Annotated in this window: 17 protein-coding genes; 12 read left to right on the top strand and 5 right to left on the bottom strand. The window is 66.0% G+C overall.

Features of this window, described 5'->3' with window-relative positions:
* Positions 1–64: 64 nt before the first annotated feature.
* Entirely contained in the window at positions 65–1,786 is a 1,722-nt protein-coding gene (locus IT41_RS14415) for an ABC transporter substrate-binding protein (RefSeq protein ID WP_036742672.1), read from the top strand.
* Positions 1,787–1,840: 54 nt separating this feature from the next.
* Positions 1,841–3,328: a glycerol kinase GlpK gene (glpK, locus tag IT41_RS14410; RefSeq protein WP_036742670.1), complete on the top strand. Its 1,488-nt coding sequence runs from the start codon at positions 1,841–1,843 to the stop codon at positions 3,326–3,328.
* Between the two features lie 9 nt (positions 3,329–3,337).
* Here glpK and IT41_RS14405 read toward each other — a convergent pair whose 3' ends face one another.
* Complete coding sequence (locus IT41_RS14405) at positions 3,338–4,042, bottom strand: GntR family transcriptional regulator (protein ID WP_036742669.1); 705 nt, start codon at positions 4,040–4,042, stop codon at positions 3,338–3,340.
* 102 nt (positions 4,043–4,144) lie between these two features.
* Between IT41_RS14405 and uxaC the strand changes: the two genes are divergently transcribed.
* From uxaC to IT41_RS14360, 9 genes are read left to right on the top strand one after another with little or no spacing between them, the layout of a single operon-like run.
* Complete coding sequence (gene uxaC, locus IT41_RS14400) at positions 4,145–5,551, top strand: glucuronate isomerase (protein ID WP_036742668.1); 1,407 nt, start codon at positions 4,145–4,147, stop codon at positions 5,549–5,551.
* Between the two features lie 20 nt (positions 5,552–5,571).
* Entirely contained in the window at positions 5,572–6,558 is a 987-nt protein-coding gene (locus IT41_RS14395) for a TRAP transporter substrate-binding protein (RefSeq protein WP_036742666.1), read from the top strand.
* A 55-nt stretch (positions 6,559–6,613) separates the two neighbouring features.
* Positions 6,614–7,225 (top strand): TRAP transporter small permease, encoded by a 612-nt coding sequence (locus IT41_RS14390; protein ID WP_081967573.1) that lies wholly within the window; start codon positions 6,614–6,616, stop codon positions 7,223–7,225.
* Positions 7,226–7,228: 3 nt separating this feature from the next.
* Positions 7,229–8,509, top strand: a complete 1,281-nt coding sequence (locus IT41_RS14385) for a TRAP transporter large permease (protein ID WP_036742664.1) — start codon at positions 7,229–7,231, stop codon at positions 8,507–8,509.
* A gap of 10 nt (positions 8,510–8,519) precedes the next feature.
* A complete protein-coding gene (locus IT41_RS14380) occupies positions 8,520–8,801 on the top strand; it encodes a cupin domain-containing protein (protein ID WP_036742663.1) in 282 nt (93 codons plus the stop codon).
* 10 nt (positions 8,802–8,811) lie between these two features.
* Positions 8,812–9,636 carry a 5-dehydro-4-deoxy-D-glucuronate isomerase gene (gene kduI, locus IT41_RS14375; protein ID WP_036742661.1) on the top strand — a complete coding sequence of 275 codons (825 nt, stop codon included), beginning with the start codon at positions 8,812–8,814 and terminating at the stop codon, positions 9,634–9,636.
* Positions 9,633–10,361 (top strand): 2-dehydro-3-deoxy-D-gluconate 5-dehydrogenase KduD, encoded by a 729-nt coding sequence (gene kduD, locus IT41_RS14370; RefSeq protein ID WP_036742659.1) that lies wholly within the window; start codon positions 9,633–9,635, stop codon positions 10,359–10,361. The genes kduI and kduD overlap by 4 nt, the downstream gene beginning before the upstream one ends.
* Positions 10,339–11,799: a mannitol dehydrogenase family protein gene (locus tag IT41_RS14365; RefSeq protein WP_036742657.1), complete on the top strand. Its 1,461-nt coding sequence runs from the start codon at positions 10,339–10,341 to the stop codon at positions 11,797–11,799. The genes kduD and IT41_RS14365 overlap by 23 nt, the downstream gene beginning before the upstream one ends.
* Entirely contained in the window at positions 11,771–13,249 is a 1,479-nt protein-coding gene (locus tag IT41_RS14360; protein ID WP_036742655.1) for a UxaA family hydrolase, read from the top strand. The genes IT41_RS14365 and IT41_RS14360 overlap by 29 nt, the downstream gene beginning before the upstream one ends.
* A 19-nt stretch (positions 13,250–13,268) precedes the next feature.
* Here the strand turns inward: IT41_RS14360 and IT41_RS14355 are convergent, their stop codons facing one another.
* The 3 genes from IT41_RS14355 to IT41_RS14345 are packed head-to-tail and all read right to left on the bottom strand — an operon-like array spanning position 13,269 to position 16,107.
* Positions 13,269–14,210 (bottom strand): sugar kinase, encoded by a 942-nt coding sequence (locus IT41_RS14355; RefSeq protein ID WP_052081592.1) that lies wholly within the window; start codon positions 14,208–14,210, stop codon positions 13,269–13,271.
* On the bottom strand, positions 14,207–15,415 hold the full coding sequence (gene uxuA / locus IT41_RS14350) for a mannonate dehydratase (protein ID WP_036742654.1): 1,209 nt from the start codon (positions 15,413–15,415) through the stop codon (positions 14,207–14,209). The genes IT41_RS14355 and uxuA overlap by 4 nt, the downstream gene beginning before the upstream one ends.
* Before the next feature lie 14 nt (positions 15,416–15,429).
* On the bottom strand, positions 15,430–16,107 hold the full coding sequence (locus tag IT41_RS14345; RefSeq protein WP_036742653.1) for a GntR family transcriptional regulator: 678 nt from the start codon (positions 16,105–16,107) through the stop codon (positions 15,430–15,432).
* Between the two features lie 363 nt (positions 16,108–16,470).
* Between IT41_RS14345 and IT41_RS14340 the strand changes: the two genes are divergently transcribed.
* Complete coding sequence (locus IT41_RS14340) at positions 16,471–17,937, top strand: alanine/glycine:cation symporter family protein (protein WP_036742709.1); 1,467 nt, start codon at positions 16,471–16,473, stop codon at positions 17,935–17,937.
* A gap of 260 nt (positions 17,938–18,197) precedes the next feature.
* On the opposite strand, the gene IT41_RS14335 is transcribed toward IT41_RS14340, so the two are convergent.
* Positions 18,198–20,351: an esterase-like activity of phytase family protein gene (locus tag IT41_RS14335; RefSeq protein ID WP_036742652.1), complete on the bottom strand. Its 2,154-nt coding sequence runs from the start codon at positions 20,349–20,351 to the stop codon at positions 18,198–18,200.
* Between the last annotated feature and the right edge of the window lie 101 nt (positions 20,352–20,452).

The raw sequence follows: 20,452 nt of genomic DNA, 5'->3' as shown, positions 1-20,452 counted from the left end.
CGCGCCGGGCGGCAACGATCGCTCGGCGCGACAAGCAATGTCTCGCATTCCAAGGGAGGAAAACATGAGACCGACGAAAACAACCACGGTCATCGCGCTGGCCCTGATGGTCACGGGCGCCCCCGCCTGGGCCGATATCGAGGCCGCGAAAGCGTTCCTCGATGCCGAGATCGGCGATCTGTCCTCGCTCTCGCGCGAGGATCAGGAAAAGGAAATGCAGTGGTTCATCGACGCCGCGCAGCCGCTGGCGGGCATGGAAATCAAGGTGGTCTCGGAAACCATCGCCACGCATGAATATGAATCCAAGGTGCTGGCCCCGGCCTTTACCGCCATCACCGGCATCAAGATCACCCACGATCTGATCGGCGAGGGGGATGTCGTCGAAAAGCTGCAGACCCAGATGCAGACCGGCGAGAACATCTATGACGGCTATGTCAATGACAGCGACCTGATCGGCACCCATTGGCGCTATCAGCAGGCCCGCAGCCTGACCCGTTGGATGGCCGAAGAGGGCAAGGATTTCACCAGCCCGACGCTGGATCTGGACGATTTCCTGGGCACCAGCTTCACCACCGCGCCGGATGGCGAGCTGTACCAGCTGCCCGACCAGCAATTCGCCAACCTGTACTGGTTCCGCTATGACTGGTTCAACGACCAGAAGACCAAGGACGATTTCAAGGCCGAATACGGCTATGATCTGGGCGTGCCGGTGAACTGGTCGGCCTATGAGGATATCGCCGCCTTCTTTACCGGCCGCGACATGTCCTATGTCGAGGGCAGCCCCTCCAAGGTCTGGGGCAACATGGATTACGGCAAGAAGGATCCCAGCCTTGGCTGGCGCTATACCGATGCCTGGATGTCCATGGCCGGCATGGGCGACAAGGGCGAGCCGAACGGCCTGCCGGTCGACGAATGGGGCATCCGCGTCGATGAGAACTCGCGGCCCGTCGGCTCCTGCGTGGCGCGCGGCGGTGCGACCAATGACGCGGCCGCCGTCTATGCCGTGACCAAGGCCATCGACTGGTTGCAGAAATACACCCCGCCCGAGGCCATGGGCATGACCTTCGGCGAGGCCGGTCCGGTCCCGGCGCGCGGCGATATCGCGCAGCAGATGTTCTGGTACACGACCTTTACCGCCGACATGGTCAAGCCCGGCACCCCGGTCATGAACGAGGACGGCACGCCGAAATGGCGCATGGCCCCCAGCCCGCACGGCGCCTATTGGTCCGAGGGCACCAAGATCGGCTATCAGGACGTGGGCAGCTGGACGATCCTGAAATCGACCCCGGTCGACCGCGCGCAGGCCGCCTGGCTTTACGCGCAGTTCGTGACCTCCAAGACCGTGGATGTGAAGAAATCCCATATCGGGCTGACCTTCATCCGCAAATCCTCGGTCGAGGACCAGTCCTTTACCGATCGCGCGCCCAATCTGGGCGGTCTGGTCGAATTCTACCGCTCGCCCGCCCGCGTGCAGTGGTCACCGACCGGCACCAATATCCCCGACTATCCGAAGCTGGCACAGCTCTGGTGGCAGAATATCGGTGACGCGCTGTCGGGCGCCAAATCGCCGCAAGAGGCGCTGGATTCGCTCTGCGCCGAGCAGGAGCGCGTGCTGGAGCGTCTGGAACGCGCCGGCGTGCAGGGCGATCTGGGCCCCAGGCTGAACGAGGAAAAGGACCCGCAGGAATGGCTGGACGCGCCCGGCGCGCCGGTCGCCATGCTGGAAAACGAAAAGCCGCAGGGCGAGACCATCTCGTATGACGAGCTGATCAAGTCCTGGCAATAAGGCTGACGGGGGCGGGGCCTGCCTCGCCCCCCTATCTGTCCGGGGAATCCATCCATGAACCATATCCTTGCCATCGACCAGGGCACGACATCTTCACGCGCGATCCTGTTCGACGAGGGGCTGAAGCCGGTCGCCGCGGCGCAAGAGGAATTTCCGCAGCATTTCCCCGCCTCGGGCTGGGTCGAGCATGACGCCTCGGACCTGTGGAGCACGGTTGCCGCGACGGCCCGCGCCGCCATCGAAAAGCTGGGGCAGGGGGCGGCCGGCATTGCCGCCATCGGCATCACCAACCAGCGCGAGACGACGGTGCTCTGGGATCGCGGGACCGGCCGCGCGATCCATCGCGCCATCGTCTGGCAGGATCGCCGCACGGCGGATCTGTGCGAGGTGCTGAAGAAACAGGGCCATGAGGCGATGATCTCGGCCCGGACCGGGTTGCTGCTGGACCCGTATTTTTCCGGCACCAAGCTGAAATGGCTGCTGGAAAATATCGAGGGCGCACGGGCGCGCGCGCAGGCGGGCGAGCTGGCATTCGGCACCGTGGACAGCTGGCTGATCTGGAACCTGACCGGCGGCCGCGTGCATGCGACCGATGCCACCAATGCCGCGCGCACGCTGCTGTACAATATCGCCGAAAACCGCTGGGACGAAGAGATCTGCGCGCTTCTGGACATTCCGATGCAGCTTCTGCCCGAGGTGCGCGACAGCGCCGACGATTTCGGCGTGACGCGGGCCGATCTGTTCGGGCGCGAGATCCCGATCAGGGGCGTTGCCGGCGACCAGCAGGCGGCGACCGTCGGGCAGGCCTGTTTCCGGCCCGGCATGATGAAATCGACCTATGGCACCGGCTGTTTCGCATTGCTGAACACGGGCGATCAGATGGTGCCCTCGCAAAACCGGCTGCTCACCACCATCGCCTATCGGCTGGACGGGCAGACCACCTATGCGCTGGAAGGCTCGATCTTCATTGCCGGCGCGGTGGTGCAATGGCTGCGCGACGGGCTCAGGATCATCCGCAACGCGGCCGAGACGCAGCCGCTGGCGCAGGCCGCCGACGATGCGCAGGATCTGGTCCTGGTGCCGGCATTCACCGGGCTGGGCGCGCCCTATTGGCGGCCCGAGACCCGCGGCGCGATCTTTGGCCTGACGCGCAATTCCGGCCCCGAGGAATTCGCCCGCGCGGCGCTGGAAAGCGTGGGTTTCCAGACCCGCGACCTGCAGGAGGCGATGCGCGCCGACTGGGATGCCGCGGCCGAAGGCGTCCTGCGCGTCGATGGCGGCATGGTGGCCAGCGACTGGACCATGCAGTTCCTGTCCGACATCCTGGGCGCGCCCGTGGATCGCCCCGAAGTGACCGAGACGACCGCGCTTGGCGCCGCCTATCTGGCAGGGCTGCGGGTGGATCTCTATCCCAGACCCGAGGTCATCGCCGGCAGATGGGCGCTGGAGCGCCGCTTTGAGCCGAGGATGGACGCAGCGACGCGCGATGCCCGCTATGCGCGCTGGAAACGGGCGGTCGCGGCGGCGATGCAGGTGTCGTAAGGCGGCGGATCAGGCGCTGAAGACGTCGGGCTGGTCGATCTGCAGGCGGGCGACGATCTCCTTGATGCGGCCCAGATGCAGCCGGAGGGCGGTGGTGGCGGCCTCGGGGTCGCGGGCGCGCAGCGCGGCCATGATCCGGCGATGCTCGTCCAGCGCGATCGACGCGTTATAGGACAGGCTCAGATAGCGCGCCCGGTCCATATGGCCCTTGTTCTCGCGCACCAGCGCCCAGACGAATTTCAGCCCGGCATGGGCGCAGATATCGTGATGGAACCGGTCGTCCAGCGCGTGGAATTCGGCGCGGCGATCGGCGGCCAGCGCGGCCTCCTGCTGCACGATCAGGCGGTCCAGATCGTCGAAATTCGCCGGCGTCAGCGTGTCGCAGGCGACGCGGATACAGGCCTCTTCCAGCGCCAGGCGGATGAAATAGGCCTGCATGACGGCCTCTTCCGAGATCGGCGTGACGGTCGTCGCGCGTTGCGGCCGGATCTGGATGAAGCCCAGTTGCGACAGCCGGTAGAACGCGTCGCGCACCGGCTGGCGCGAAACGCCCATCTGCGCGGCCACCTCGGCCTCGGAGAGCTTCGCGCCCGGCGGCAGGCTCAGATCGACCACATTTTCGTAAAGCAGATCGAATATCTGATCGGTGACCGTGCGCGGGCGCGGATCGTCCAGCGCCGGCAAGGTGGTGACCGAGGGCCCGGCTTGCGGCATGTCACATCCCTTCCTGGCGATTGCGTGCATTGACCAAACTTGCAAACTAGCATATTAGAGGATCAGACCCGAAGCAAGCATGATTCGATGGGGAGGCGCTGCATGGCCTTGACGGACGAAGACCGGCTGTTTCCGCTGGAGGGGCGGGCCCGCGACCTGGCCCGCGCGCTTTACGCGGAAATCCACGACCTGCCGATCATCAGCCCGCATGGCCATACCGATCCGCGCTGGTTTGCCGAGGACGCGCCCTTTCCCGACCCGGCGCAGCTGTTCGTCACCCCCGATCATTACGTGTTCCGCATGCTCTGCTCGCAAGGTGTCGATCTGGCCGATCTGGGCGTGCCGCGCGCCGATGGCGGGCCGACCGAAACCGACGGGCGCAGGATCTGGCGGCTGTTCGCCGAGCATTACCACCTGTTCGCCGGCACGCCCTCGCGCCTTTGGCTGGATCACAGTTTCCAGCATGTCTTCGGCATCGACCGGCGGCTGAGCGCGGCGACGGCGGATTGGTATTACGACCATATCGCGGACTGTCTGGCACGGCCCGAATACCGGCCCCGCGCATTGTTCAGGCGCTTCGACATCGAGGTGATCGCCACCACCGAAGCCGCGACCGACGATTTGCGCTGGCACCGGATGATCCGCGACTCGGGCTGGGACGGGCGGGTCATCACCGCCTATCGCCCCGATGGCGTCGTGGACCCCGAAATGGCCGGATTCGCGGAAAATGTCGCCCTGCTGGGCGAGCAGACCGGTTTCGACACCGCCACATGGTCGGGCTATCTGGACGCGCATCGGGCGCGGCGGGCCTATTTCAGGGAATTCGGCGCGACCTCATCCGATCACGGCCATGCCAGCGCCCGGACCGAGGACCTGCCGCAATCGGATGCCGCCGCGCTGTTCCAGAAAGCGCTGGCCGGCACCTGCACCGCAGACGAGGCCGACGCGTTTCGCGGCCATATGCTGACCGAAATGGCGCGGATGAGCCTTGAGGACGGGCTTGTGCTGCAGATCCATCCCGGTTCGCGGCGCAACCATTCCGATCAGGTCATGGCGATGTTCGGCCGCGACAAGGGCTTCGACATTCCCGGCCGCACCGATTACGTCGCGGCGCTGCGGCCGCTGCTGAACGCGGTCGGCATGCGGCCCGACCTGACGGTGGTGCTGTTCACGCTGGACGAGACCTCCTATGCGCGCGAACTGGCGCCGCTGGCCGGGGTCTATCCCTGCCTGCGGCTTGGCCCGGCCTGGTGGTTCCATGACAGCGCCGAGGGCATGCGCCGGTTCCGCGAAATGACCACGGAGACCGCCGGCTTCTACAATACCGTCGGCTTCAACGACGATACGCGGGCCTTCTGCTCGATCCCGGCGCGCCACGATGTCGCGCGGCGCGTCGATTGCGCCTGGCTCGCGACGCTGGTCGCCTCGGGCCGGCTGACCGCGGACGAGGCGCCGGAACTGGCCCGTCAGCTTACCTATGGCCTCGCCAAGAAGGCCTATAAACTCTGAGTTTTTCAAGGGAGGAAAACATGAAGATCTACAGAAACACCCTGGTCGGGCTGCTGGCCACGGCGGCGCTTGCCACGGCGGCGGCGGCGCAGGAATGCGAGGTCACGCTGCGCTCGTCCGACACGCATCCCGACGGTTATCCGACCGTCGAGGGCGTCCGGGCCATGGCCGCCGAGGTCAAGGAAAAGACCGAAGGGCGCATCTGCATCGAGGTCTTTCCGGCCTCGCAGCTGGGCGAGGAAAAGGACGCGATCGAACAGACCCAGTTCGGCGTCATCGACATGGTGCGCGCCTCGTTCGGCACGTTCAACGATATCGTGCCCGAGACGCAGCTTTTCTCGCTGCCCTATCTGTTTCGCAATCAGGACCACATGTACAAGGTCATGGACGGCCCGATCGGCGATGAACTGGCCGCCGGCTTTGCCGAAAAGGACCTGATCGCGCTGGCCTATTACGATGGCGGCGCGCGCAGCTTTTACAATTCGCAAAAGCCGATCGACTCGATCGACGACCTGAGCGGGATGAAATTCCGCGTCATGCAGAACGATGTCTTTGTCGACATGATGTCGGCGCTTGGCGCCGATGCCACCCCGATGCCCTATGGCGAGGTCTATTCCTCGATCCAGTCCGGGGTCATCGACGGGGCGGAAAACAACTATCCCAGCTATGACAGTTCCGGCCATGCCGAGGTGGCGAAATACTATACGCTCGACCAGCACCTGATGGTGCCGGAGGTGGTCGCCGTCTCGAAACTGAGCTGGGAGAAGCTGAGCCCCGAGGATCAGCAGATCATGCGCGAGGCGGCGCGGAACTCGGCCGTGATCCAGCGCCAGCTCTGGGCGGATCAGGAAAAGGCCTCCGAGGAGAATGTCGTCGCGGATGGCGCCGAGATCATCAAGGAGATCGACAAGACCCCGTTCATCGAGGCCATGGCGCCGGTCTATGAAAAATACGTGACCACGCCCGAGGCGCAGGATCTGGTCAAGCGGATCCAGGAAACCCAGTGAGCCGGGGCCGCCCGTGCGACATCGCCGGGCGGCCGCCATCCCGAGCGGAGGAAATATGCACGACACAATGCTGAAAATCGCCCGGCTGACCGGGGCACTGGCGCGTCTGGGCCTGTGGCTGGCCGGGATCGGGCTGGTGCTGATGACCGCTTTCGTCTTTGCGCAGGTCTTTTCCCGCTATGTCATCGGCTCCAGCCTGTTCTGGGCCGAGCCGGCCAGCGTCATGCTGATGGGCTGGTTCATCTTTCTGGGTGCCGCCGTCGGCGTGAAAGAGGGCTATCACCTGTCTTTCGATGTCGGCCTGTATCTGGTGCCGGTCTGGATGCGGCCATGGTTTCACACCCTGTCCGACCTGGTCGTCGTGGCCTTTGGCTTCGGGATGAGCATTTACGGCTGGCAACTGGCCGCCAAGGCGGCAAGCGGCGACATCCCCGGCCTTGGCATTTCGCGGTTCTGGGACTTCGCGCCGCTGATCGCCGGCGGGGTCATGCTGATCCTGTTTTCGGTCGAGCGCATCCTGCGCCGCGCGGCGGGTCTGAAAACCGCGCGCTTCGGCGATACCGATGACGAGGCCGGCGGCGAGGTGGACGGCCATCACCAGCACAGCATCGGCGGCGAGGCGCTGCCAGAGGCTCCGGCCGACCGGAACCCGCAGGAAAGGGGCTAGGCGATGGAATACTGGATCCTGTTCGGAAGCTTCACCGGCCTTTTGCTGATCGGCACGCCCGTCGCCTTTTGCCTGGGTGCCTCCAGCTTTTTCACCGTGCTCTATCTGGGGCTGCCGCCGGTGGTGGTGTTCCAGCGGCTGAATTCCGGCATCTCGGTCTTTGCGCTGATGGCGATTCCCTTCTTCATCTATTCGGGCGACCTGATGGTGCGCGGCGATATCGCGCGCCGGCTGGTGGCGCTGGCCGGCTCGCTGGTCGGGCATCTCAAGGGCGGGCTGGGCCAGGTCAATATCATGGCCTCGCTGATGTTCGGCGGCGTCTCTGGCTCGGCCGCGGCGGATGCCAGCGCGGTCGGCGGGCTGATGGTGCCGCAGATGAAACGGCGCGGCTATGATGTCGATTACGCGGTCAATATCACCGTTGTCAGTTCGATCATCGCGCTGATGATTCCGCCCAGCCACAACATGATCATCTATTCCATCGCGGCCGGCGGGCGGCTGTCGATCGCCGATCTGTTCACCGCCGGGATCTTTCCGGGCATGGTGCTGGCGCTGCTTCTGATGACCGCCGCCTGGTGGGTGGCCAAGCGCAAGGGCTATCCGACCGACCCGTTTCCGGGCTTTCGCATGATGGGGCAGCTTTTCGTTTCGGCCGTGCCGGGGCTGATCCTGATCGCGATCATCTTTGGCGGCGTGCGTTCGGGCGTGTTCACGGCCTCTGAATCCTCGAATATCGCGGTGGTCTATGCGCTGCTGGTCACCGCGCTGATCTATCGCAGCCTGCCCTGGGCCGAGTTCGTCGAGGCCACCAAGGGCGCCGTGCGCACAACCGCCATGGTGCTGCTGGTGATCGGCTGCGCGGCCAGTTTCGGCTGGCTTCTGGCCTATCTGAAAGTGCCCGCGCAACTGGTCGAGATGCTGCAGAACATCTCGGACAATCCGCTGGTGATCCTGCTTCTGATGAACGTGATCCTGCTGATCCTGGGCACCTTCATGGACATGTCGCCGCTGATCGTGATCACCACGCCGATCTTTCTGCCGGTGGCGCAGGCCTTCGGCGTCGATCCGGTGCATTTCGGCGTGATCCTGGTGCTGAACCTTGGCATCGGTCTGTGCACGCCGCCGGTCGGCGCGGTGCTGTTCGTCGGCTGCGCGGTCGGCCGCATCAGCATCTGGCAGGCGATGCGCACGATCTGGCCGTTCTATTTCGCCGCCTTCGCCACGCTGATGCTGGTGACCTATATCCCGGCGCTGTCGCTGTGGCTGCCCTCGGTCTTCAAATGAGGTTCTTCCGATGAGCGATCCCACCCGGACCGTACTGGCCCACGCCCCCGAACTGATGGTCGTCCGCTTTGCCTTCCGGGCGGGCGACCGGGGGGCGCTGCACAGCCATCCACATGTGCAGTCGACCTATGTGCAATCCGGGCGCTACCGGTTCAGCATCGACGGGCGCGAATTCGAGGTGGGGCCGGGCGATGCCTTCGTGATCCCCTCGGGGGCGGAGCATGGCTGCCTGTGCCTTGAGCCGGGCGAACTGATCGACAGCTTTACCCCCCGCCGCGACGACTTTCTGTGAAAGGACCGATATGCTGACCGTCGAAACCCGCCATGCGATCCACCCCGAGCATGCCCGGGCCATGGATACCGAAACCCTGCGCCGCCATTTCCTGACCGAGGGCATGTTCGCCGATGGCGAAATCCGCCTGGTCTATACCCATTACGACCGCTTTACCGTCGGGGCGGCGGTGCCCAAGGGCAAGCCGCTGGTGCTGGACAAGGTCGCGGAAACCCGGACCGAAACCTTTCTGGAACGGCGCGAGATGGGCATCGTCAATATCGGCGGGCCGGGCCGGGTCGAGGCCGCCGGCCAGGGCTGGGACATGGCTTACGGCGACGTGCTCTATCTGGGCATGGGTGCGGGGCCGGTCACATTCTCGGGGCAGGGGCGGTTCTACATCACCTCATGCCCGGCGCATCGCGAACTGCCCTGCCGCCTGATCACCGTGGCCGAAGCGAAAGAGCTCAGGCTGGGCGCCGCCGAGACCAGCAACAAGCGCATCATCCGCCAGTTCATCCACCCGCTGGTGATGGAGAGCTGCCAGCTGGTGCTGGGCTATACCTCGCTCGAGGAGGGCTCGGTCTGGAACACCATTCCCAGCCATGTCCACGACCGCCGAATGGAGGCCTATCTTTACCACGGCATGGCCCCGGAATCGCGCGTGCTGCACCTGATGGGCGAACCGCAGGAGACCCGGCATGTCTTTGTCGCCAATGAGCAGGCGGTGATCTCGCCCAGCTGGTCGATCCATTCGGGCGCGGGGATCGGCGCCTATACCTTCATCTGGGCGATGGCCGGCGACAATGTCGATTACACCGACATGGACTTCATCCAGCCGGAGGATCTGCGGTGAACGCCTTTTCGCTTGCCGGCCAGACGGCGCTGGTCACCGGCGCCAATACCGGCATCGGTCAGGCGATCGCGGTGGCCATGGCGCAGGCCGGGGCGCAGGTGATCGCCGCCGGCCGCCGCGACTGCGACGAGACGCTGGCCCTGATCGGCGACAAGGGGCGCGGCATGCGGCTGGATTTCGCCGATCCGATGGCCGCGCGCGATGTCTTTGCCGCCGAGCGGATCGACATTCTGGTCAACAATGCCGGCATCATCCGGCGCGCGGATGCGGTCGATTTCACCGAATCCGACTGGGACGATGTGATCGACGTGAACCTGAAGGCGCTGTTTTTTACCTGTCAGGCCTTTGCCCGTGCCGCCCTGCCGCGCGGGCAGGGCAAGATCGTCAATATCGCCAGCCTGCTGTCGTTTCAGGGCGGCATCCGCGTGCCTTCATACACCGCCAGCAAGCATGGCGTGGCCGGGCTGACCAGGCTGATGGCCAATGAATGGGCGGCGCGCGGGCTGAACGTGAACGCCATTGCGCCCGGCTATATCGAAACGAACAATACCGAGGCGCTGCGCGCCGATCCGGCGCGCAGCGGGGCGATCCTCGACCGTATTCCGGCCGGCCGCTGGGGCCGGCCCGAGGATATCGGCCAGACGGCCGTATTTCTGGCCGCGCCGGCCTCGGATTATGTCAATGGCGCGGTCATCAATGTCGATGGAGGCTGGCTTGCCAGATAGGTTGTATCGTAATCCCTCATCCGCTCCGGCGGGGATCGTCCATCTGGGCCTCGGGGCGTTCTTTCGCGCCCATGGCGCCGTCTATATCGCCGAGGCAATGGCGAAATCCGGCGGCGATTGGGGGATTGTCGGCGTGTCGCTGCAATCGCCGGGGACGCGCGACAGGCTGCGCCCGCAGGGCTGGGCCTATACCGCGCTGGAACTGGCGCCCGACGGTGAAAAGCCGCAGGTGATGACCGTGCTGCGCGACGTGCTGGTCGCGCCCGAGGACCCGCAGGCGGTGCTGGACGCCATGGCCGCCCCCTTGGTGCGGATCGTCAGCCTGACCGTCACCGAAAAGGGGTACTGCCATGAACCCTCGACCGGGCGGCTGAACCGCGCGCATCCCGATATCCGCCACGATCTGGAAAACCCGCTGCCGAAATCCGCACCGGGCTTTCTGGTGCGCGCGCTGGCTCTGCGCCGCGCCGCCGGGCTGCGCCCCTTTACCGTGATGTGCTGCGACAACCTGCCGGAAAACGGCCGCGTCCTGCGCGGCGTGGTGCTGGAACTGGCCGGGCTGATCGCGCCGGATCTGGCCGAATGGATCAGCGCGGAAGGGGCCTTTCCCTCGACCATGGTGGACCGGATCGTGCCGGCGACCACGCCCGCCGATCTGGACCGGCTGGAGGCTATCGCCGGCTGGCGCGACGAGGCGCCGGTCATGCACGAGCCCTTTCGCCAATGGGTGATCGAGGATGATTTCGTCGATGCCGCGCGCCCCGATCTGACCGCCGTCGGCGCGCAGCTGGTCGCGGACGTGACGCCCTTTGAGCATATGAAGCTGCGGATGCTGAACGGCACGCATAGCTCGTTGGCCTATCTGGGCTATCTGGCCGGGCATGAGACGATCTCCGACACCGTGGCCGATCCGGCCTTTTCGGATTTCCTGCGCGGGCTGTGGCGTGACGAGATCATTCCCGCGCTGACCCCGCCGCCCGGCGTGGATCTGGCGGCCTATGCGGATGCGCTGCACGACCGCTATGCCAATCCCGCGATCCGTCACCGGACCTGGCAGATCGCCATGGATGGCAGCCAGAAACTGCCGCAGCGCATCCTTGGCACGATTCTGGAAAACCGCGCGGCGGGGCGCGCCGTTCCGGGCCTGACGCTCGCCGTTGCGGCATGGATGCGCTATGCCTCGGGCCGGGACGAAAAGGGCCAGCCGATCGAGGTCAGGGACCCGCTGGCCGACCGGCTGGCCGCATTGTGGCATGACGATCCGGCCCGGACGGTCGACGGCTTTCTGGCGCTGGCCGAGGTCTTTCCGCCCGCCCTGCGCGACGATCCGGGCTTTGCCCGCGACCTGACCGCCGCCCTGCGCGGCCTGATCGAAAACGGTGCGCAAGCCAGCCTGAAAGGAGCAAGCGATGCCCGAGCCTCTGGTTCTGCATCCTGACGACAATGTCGCGATCCTGACCGAAAAGGGGGTCGCCGCCGCCGGCCACAAGATCGCCCGCCGCCCCATCCCCCGGGGCGGCGAGGTGGTGAAATACGGCCAGACCATCGGCTATGCCACCGAAGCGATTGCCGAGGGCGCGCATGTCCACAGCCATAACTGCGTCTTTGGCGAACATGGCCGCGACTATCACCCCGGCGCGGGGCTGGAGGACGCGCGCAGGTCGCTGGCCGCGCGCCAGGGGCCTGCCCTCACCTTCCAGGGTTACCGGCGCGGCGATGGCGCGGTCGGCACGCGCAACTATCTGGCGCTGGTGGCGACGGTGAACTGCTCGGCCACGGTGATCCGCCGCGCGGCCGAGGAGATTCGCATCGAGGGCGCGCTGGAGCCCTATCCCAATGTCGATGGCGTCGCGGCATTCGCCCATGGCACCGGCTGCGGCATGGCCGATAGCGGGCCGGGCTGGCAGGCGCTGCAACGTGTCCTGACCGGCCATGCCGGCCATCCCAATGTCGGCGCGGCGCTGTTCGTCGGTCTGGGCTGCGAGGTGATGCAGATTGCCCGCATGAAGCAGGAACTGGGCGCGGCCGCGCGGTTTCACGGCTTGACCATTCAGGACACCGGCGGCACCCGCAAGACCATCGAGGCGATCAAGGCGCGCATCCGCGAGATGCTGCCCGCGCTGAACGAGGTGCGGCGCGAAACCGTGCCGGCCGGGGCGCTGAAGATCGGGCTGCAATGTGGCGGCTCGGACGGGTTTTCCGGCGTGACCGCGAACCCGGCGCTTGGCATCGCCAGCGATATCCTGGCCGCGCAGGGGGCCTCGATGGTGCTGTCGGAAACGCCCGAGATCTATGGCGCCGAGCGGCTGCTGCTGGATCGCGCCGCGTCGTCAGCGGTGGCCGAAAAGCTGCTGGCCCGGATCCGCTGGTGGGAGGAATATACCGCCAGGAACGGCGCTTCGCTGGACAACAACCCCAGCCCCGGCAACAAGGCGGGCGGGCTGACCACGATTCTGGAGAAATCGCTGGGGGCGGTGGCCAAGGGCGGCAACGCGCCGCTTGAGGCGGTGCTGGACTATGCCGAGCCGATCACCGCGCCGGGGCTGAATTTCATGGATACGCCCGGCTATGATCCGGTCTCGGCCACCGGCCAGATCGCGGGCGGCGCGCAGCTGATCGTGTTCACCACCGGGCGCGGCTCGGCATTCGGCTCGAAACCGGCGCCGACGATCAAGCTGGCGACCAATGACCGGCTGGCCGCCGCCATGCCCGACGACATGGATCTGAATTGCGGCGATATCCTGAGCCGGGGCGTGTCGCTCGAGGAAAAGGCCGGCCAGATCGTCGATCTGATCCTGGCGACCGCCTCGGGTCAGGTCACGAAAAGCGAATCGCTGGGGCTGGGCGATCATGAATTCGTGCCCTGGCAGATCGGCGCGACGGTGTGACCGCCGCGCCCGCCCGGCGTCACAGCAGGCTGTCGATTTCCGCCTTTGCGGCCGGAATCGCGGCGGGCACCAGCGCGCCGGGATGGCGGATCACCTGCCGGCTCAGCGCGTGGCCGGCGCGGATCGCGGTGGCGCAATCCGCGCCGCGCAGCATCGCCGTCAGATAGCCCGCGTTGAAGCTGTCGCCGGCCGCCGTGGTATCGACCGGGGTTTCCGGGGCAAGATCGGACAGGGTGCCCTGGCCGCCGCTGCCGCCAAAGCGCATCGGGCCGCCGCCATTCTTGACCACCACATGCCCCGCGCCCAAGGACAGGTAGCGGCGGATCGTGGCATCGGCATCGACATCGCCGAAATGCGTGGCCTCGTCGTCATAGCTGGGCAGGACCAGATCGGCGCCGCTTGCCGCGGCCTCGATGCCCGCGCGCATGGCCGCCGCGTCGGGCCAGAGCCGCGGCCGCAGGTTCGGATCGAAAACGATCCTTGTGCCGCGCGCCCGCGCCCGGGCCAGCGCGCCGGCAAGGTTTTCCCGCCCCGCATCCGACAGGATGGCAACGCTGATCCCCGAGAAATAGGCGATGCCGCAGCCCTCCAGCGCGCGGTCCAGCGCCGCCGGATCTTCGGCCAGGAGCTTCGCGGCCGAGCGGTCGCGCCAATAGGAAAAGCTGCGCTCGCCATTTTTCAGCGAGATGGCGTAAAGCCCGATCTCGCGCGCGGGGTCGCGCAGGACATGGCTGGTCTCGATCCCTTCGGCCTGCAGGAAATCGAGCATTTTTTGCGAAAATTCGCCTTCACCGACGCGGCTCAGATAGCCCACGCGCCAGTCGGCCGCCAGCAGCCGGCGCAGATACCAGGCGGTGTTGAACGTGTCGCCCGCGATCCCCAACCGCCACAGATCGGCCTGCCCGGCCGAGGAAAGCTCCAGCATCGCCTCGCCGATGGACAGGATATGGCGGGGGCTCATGCGGCCCCCTTGCGGCTCAGCGCGGCCTCGACCCCGCGCAGTTCGGCCAGCCCTTTCAGCCGGCCGATGGCGGGATAGCCGGGCTGGCCGCCGCGGCCGATATCGTCCAGGATATCCTGCCCGTGATCGGGCCGCATCGGGATCTGGTGATCCTCGCGCGCTTCGGCGCGACGGCGGGCTTCTTCGGCCAGCACGGCATCGACCAGCGCCACCATGTCGGTCTGGCCGCCCAGATGCTCGTCCTCGAAGAAGCTGGCGGGGATCGTGTCGGCATCGCGGCGGACATTGCGCAGATGCAGGAAATGCACGCGATGGCCCAGCCGGCGCATCATGCCGGGCAGATCGTTGTCAGGCCGCGCGCCAAGCGAGCCCGAGCACAGCGTGATGCCGTTCGCGGGCAGGTCCACGGCGGCGATGCGTTCGGCGTAATCCGCCTCGGTCGACATGATCCGGGGCAGGCCCAGAAGCGGAAAGGGCGGGTCGTCCGGGTGGCAGCACAGCCGCATGCCCAGATCCTGCGCGACCGGCGCGACCTGTTCGAGAAAGGCGTGGAAATTGCCGCGCAGCACGGTATCGGTCACCGGCGCATAGCTGTCCAGCAGGTCGCGGACATCGGCCATGGAGAGCCGCTCGGCCGCGCCGGGCAGGCCAAAGACGACATTGCCGGCCAGTTGCTCGCGCCGGGCGTCGTCCATGGCGGCGAAACGGCGGCCGGCCTCATCGCGGATATCTTCGGGGAAGGACTCGGCCGCGCCCTTGCGCTGCAGGATATGGATGTCGAAGGCGGCGAAATCGTAAAGATCGAAGCGCATGCAGGTGGCGCCGCTGGGGCGCCGCCAGGCCAGATCGGTGCGCGTCCAGTCCAGCACCGGCATGAAATTATAGCAGATCGTGCGGATGCCCGCCTGATGCAGATGCCGCATCGAGGTGATCCAGTTCGCGACATGCCCGCGCCAGTCGCCGGTCTGGGTCTTGATCGCCTCGCTGACCGGCAGGCTTTCGACCACCTCCCATGCCAGCCCCGAGGGCGCGCCGTCGCGCATCCGCGACAGCAGGTCCTGCCGGCGGGCGATTTCCTCCGGGGTCCAGACCTCGCCGGTGGGGACATGGTGCAGCGCGGTGACCACGCCCTGCACGCCGGCCTGCAGCATGTCGTCGATGGAAACCGGGTCATTCGGGCCGAACCAGCGCCAGGTGTGCCGCATCTCGTCGTCCTTTCCTATTCGGTGAAATATTCGGGTTTCTGTACCGCGATCCGCGGCAATTCGGTCAGCATCTGGCGCAGATGGGTGCGCAGCGCGCGTTCGGCCGCATCGGCGTCGCCCGCCTCCAGCGCATCGAGGATATCGACATGCTGGCGGATCGTATGGGCGCGGTCAAAGGCGCGCATCGACAGGTGCCGCAGCCGGTTCATCTGGGCTTTCAGCCGTTCGAGATCGTTCCAGACCGCCTCGTGACCGGCGCCGGCGGCCAGCAGGCGGTGAAAGCGGTCGTCCGATTCGATAAAGGCCTCGACCTCGGCGCGGTCATCGGCCCGTCGCTGATGGTCGATTTCCTCGCGCATCGCGGCCAGCACCCTGGCCGGGCGCTGCGTGGCGATCATCCGCGCCAGATCGCTTTCGACCGCCTCGCGGATCAGCCGGGCCGAAAGCACGGCCGAGACGGAAATCTTGCTGATATAGGTGCCGCGCTGCGGCCGGACCTCGGCCAGACCGTCACCGGCCAGCCGGATGAAGGCTTCGCGCACCGGCTGGCGGCTGGTGCCGATCTCATTGGCGATCTCGGTCTCGCTCAGCCTTGCGCCGGGGGCCAGATCGCCGCGCTGCACGCGACGGCGCAGCCAGTCATGGACCTGACTGGCGGTGCTTGGCGGCGGGGTGATGACGGGCGAATCCATAGCTGCCTCCCTCCCGCATCGTCTAAGCCATACTTCCATACAAGTAAAGCCGCGAATCGGGGCAGACCGAGGGAAAACCCTGCCGATTCATCGCGACGCCGAGGGGATTGCGGTTTGCGGGCCGGGCGCTGGCGGTCATGCCAATATCTGTGGCTTTCCCATAGATGACTGAAATAACACATTTATCTTTACCGGCTGTGGATATGGTGGCAAGCTGTGCGGGACTTCGCAAGCGGTCCCGGATCGTCGGGGAGGCAGGACCGCGACCCGAGGCCAATTTCCATGCTGCGGATTGACAATCTCTGACAGAAACGATCGTCATTCGCGACATCAGAAACGACAGAAGGATAACAGGGGATGGACATGGCACAACTTGAAAGCTTCTTCGGCGCGGTGGGAGGCGTCGTCTGGGGGCCGTATCTGCTGATCCCGCTGCTGCTGGGCACGGGCCTTTACCTGACCATTCGGCTGGGCGGCATACAGCTGATCCGGCTGGGCGCGGCGCTGCGTCTGGGGCTGATCAAGCGCCATGACGACGATGCCGAGGGCGATATCTCGCAGTTCCAGGCCCTGACCACCGCCATGGCGGCCACGGTCGGCACCGGCAATATCGTCGGCGTGGCGACCGCGATCAGCATCGGCGGGCCCGGCGCGCTGTTCTGGATGTGGGTCACCGCGATCCTGGGCATGGCCTCGAAATATTCCGAGGCGTTCCTGGGCGTGCGCTTCCGCACCACCGACGAGGTGGGCGAAAAGAACGGCGGCCCGCAATACTATCTTGAGCGGGGCATCCCCAACGGCTTCGGCAAGTTCCTTGCCCTGTCCTTTGCGGTGTTCACCGTTCTGGCCTGTTTCGGCATCGGCAACATGACGCAGGGCAACTCCATCGCCTCGAATCTCGAGCGCAGCTTTGCGCTGCCGACCTGGATCACCGGGGTGGTCCTGGCGGCGATGACGCTGATCGTGCTGGTCGGCGGCATCAAGTCGATCGGCCGCGTCACCGCCGGTCTGGTTCCGGTGATGATCCTGTTCTATGTGCTGGGCGCGCTTTACATCCTGATCGCCAATGCCAGCGGCATTCCGGCGGCGGTCGGCATGATCTTTACCGACGCCTTCACCGGCACCTCGGCGGTGGGCGGCTTTGCCGGCTCGGCGATCATGATCGCGGTGCAGTTCGGCGTGGCGCGCGGCATCTTCTCGAACGAATCCGGCATGGGTTCGGCGGCGATCGCGGCGGCCTCGGCGCAGACGACGCATCCGGTGCGCCAGGGGCTGGTCTCGATGACGCAGACCTTCATCGACACGATCATCGTGGTGTCCTGCACCGGGCTGGTGATCATCACCACCGGCGTCTGGAACGAGATCGACCCGGCCACGGGCGAACAGCTTTCGGCCGCGCTGATGACCGGCCAGGCGTTCACCCACGGGCTGCCCGGACAATGGGGGCACTGGATCGTCACGCTGGGCCTGGTGCTGTTTGCCTATTCGACCATCCTGGGCTGGGCCTATTACGGCGAACGCAATGTCGAGCGCCTGGTCGGGCATGGCGGCGTGATGCCGTTCCGGGTGCTGTTCTCGCTGGTCGTGCTGGTGGGCTGCACGATGCAGCTGGGCGTGGTCTGGAACTTCTCGGACGTGATGAACGGGCTGATGGCGATTCCGAACCTGATCGGGCTGCTGATCCTGTCGGGTCTGGTCGCGCGCGAAACCAGTTTCTACCTCAAGCACGACCCCAGGCTGGAGGCCAACCGCGCCGAGATCGAGGCCTTCATGAAGGGCCGGCCCGGCTGGGAGGAATGGAAGGAGAGCGAGCGTTCGGCCATGGCCTGACCGGGCAAGGCCAAACATTCGCGGGCAGCCCGACCAGGGTTCGGGCTGCCCTTTTTCATATCCCGATCCGGGCGGGATTTCCCGCATGGCAACCGCCTGAAATCATCGGCTGCCGCAGGTCAGGAGGGGGCCCGACAACGCGGGCGGAAATGTATTGATAATCAGTATTATGTCATAAAATGCTTTGGTCATGAAAGCTGGAATGCCGTTATCCGTCTGGCCGATGCGGGCTTGTCGCCGCATCGGCCGTTTTTTCGCGATCAGCCCGGCAGCTGGAAGCTGAAGAACATGGTTTCGCCGGTGCTGTCATCGGTGCCGTCATTGTCGGTCGCGATATAGGCGGTGCCCTCCGGGGTGATTGCCAGCCCCTCGACCTTGTCCAGAACAAAGCCGCCGGTCGCGGTCAGATCGGGCATCAGGTCGCGGACCAGTTCCTTCTGGACCAGCGGCAGGTCGCCGCCCAGCGGTGCCGGGGCCAGATCGGCCAGCGCGATGCGGGTCACGGATTTGGTCCGCGCGCGCTGACCCAGCAGGTTGTCACGCTCGATCAGATACAGATGCTCGCCATGCACCGCCAGATCGGACAGACCAACCCATCCTTCGCCGGTTTCCAGCGGATAGCGCACACCCGCCCATTCGCCGCTGGCCGGGTCCAGTTGCAGCAGTTTCACCTGCCCCTTGGGGTCGTCCTTCCATTCGCGCTGAACCGCCAGCCACAGCTTGCCGTCGATGACCGCGGCCCCTTCAAAGCCGAAGCGCGTCGCCTGATCCTTGAGCGCGTCGGGCAGCCCGATCTCCTGCGTGATGGCGCCGTTCGCGTCCACCCTGAGGACGGCATGCGGTACCTCCTTTTCGGCATCCCCTTCCGAGGCCAGCCAGAAGCCGCCCGCCGGATCGACGGCGATGCCTTCCAGATCCAGCTTTTCCGCCGGGTTGCCGTCGCGCGTCACGATGGTCTTTTGGGTGATCTTCGCCGGCATGGCCGAGGCGTCGATGGTAAAGATCGCCGGCGCGGCGCCGTAGACGCTGTCGGATACGGCGTAAAGCGTGGTCGGCGTCGCGGCATCGACCGCCAGCCCCGACAGCGCGCCCCAGCCGATGCCAGCGTCAGCGACGATCTGCGGCCAGTTCGCCTGCCCCTCGGAGCGTTCGAAGATGGTCACATGGGCGCGGGCGGCACCGTCCTCGCCCAGATCGGTCTCGTTGGCGGTGGCGAACAGGTTGCGCTGCGGAATCGCGACCAGCCCCTCGGGGCCGATGCCCGAGGGCAGCAGTTGCAACAGCTTGGGCGCGGCGGGATCGGCCACATCATAGACCCCGACCAGGCTGGCGCGTTCGGCGGCCAGGAACATCAGCTTCTGCCCGTCATATTCGGCGGTGATCACCGCCTCGGGTTCGGCGCCCTTGTTGTCCGAGCGGCCATCGGGGTAATGCCCGGTCGGCACGATCGCCTTTTCAAAGGCGCCGGCATCCTCGTGCACGACCTGCCCGTCGCGCGACCAGATGGTGAAGCTGCGCGAGCCGCCGTTCCAGTCGCCTTCGTTCGCGGTCACGAAATTGCCGTCATCCAACCAGGCGACGGCATCGGGTTCGCGCGGCACGGCGCCTTGCGAGGCCGAGAAATCGAACTTGCCGTCATCCTCGATGTCGATCCCTTCCAGATCGACGGTTCCGGCCGGGAAATCGGCCGCCACCGCGCCGTCGGCGCCGATCACCACCAGATGGTTGTTTTCCTGCAGCGTGACGACCAGATCGCCCGCCGCGTTATAGCTGAGATATTCCGGCTCGGGGTCGTCGCCGGCCAGATCCGCGAGGCCGGTCAGGTCGATCACCTGCTTGCCGGCGCAATCGACCGCGCCATCCGCGACCGGCAGGGTGACGACGAAACCGGCCGGCTGCTGCGGGATGGCGCCGTCATTCACGTCCTCGTCGCGCTCGTTCTCGATGGCGACGGCGATCTGCGTGCCATCGGCGTTGCGCGCGACCGAATCCGGCTGGCCGCCCAGATCGCAGCTGGCCACGATCTGGCGGCTGGCCAGATCGACGCTGCGCAGCACGCCCGAGGGCTGGGTAAAGCTTTCCGAGGTGTTCACCCCGACGAAACCGGTGCCGCCGATGATGACGGTGGTCGTCGGCTCGCCCTCCATCGCGACCTGACCCAGGGGCTTGGGCGCGCGCGGATCGGTGATGTCCACGAAGCCAAGCGCCTTGTTGGGGCTGTCCGAATAGATCAGGGTATTGCCGTCCTCGGTCACGGCCATGATTTCGGCCGAGGTTTCGGTCATCGGATCGGCGCCTTCGGGCAGGTTCATCGCCACCGGGAAAGAGGCGATGCGGTTGAAGACCGGCTCGGCCATGGCGGGCGTGGCGGCGGCAAGGGCCAGCGCCGAAATGGCGGTCAGGCGGAATGTCATGGGAAACCTCGGATCCTGTTGTCTCGCGGGGTTTTTCCCTGTCCCGGATGACAGTCTTGCGACATTCGGGCGACGAAAGGATGAATTTCGCTGTCCCCGCC

The organism is Paracoccus halophilus (assembly GCF_000763905.1).
Classification (GTDB): domain Bacteria; phylum Pseudomonadota; class Alphaproteobacteria; order Rhodobacterales; family Rhodobacteraceae; genus Paracoccus; species Paracoccus halophilus.
This window is presented reverse-complemented; position numbering and strand designations above follow the sequence as displayed.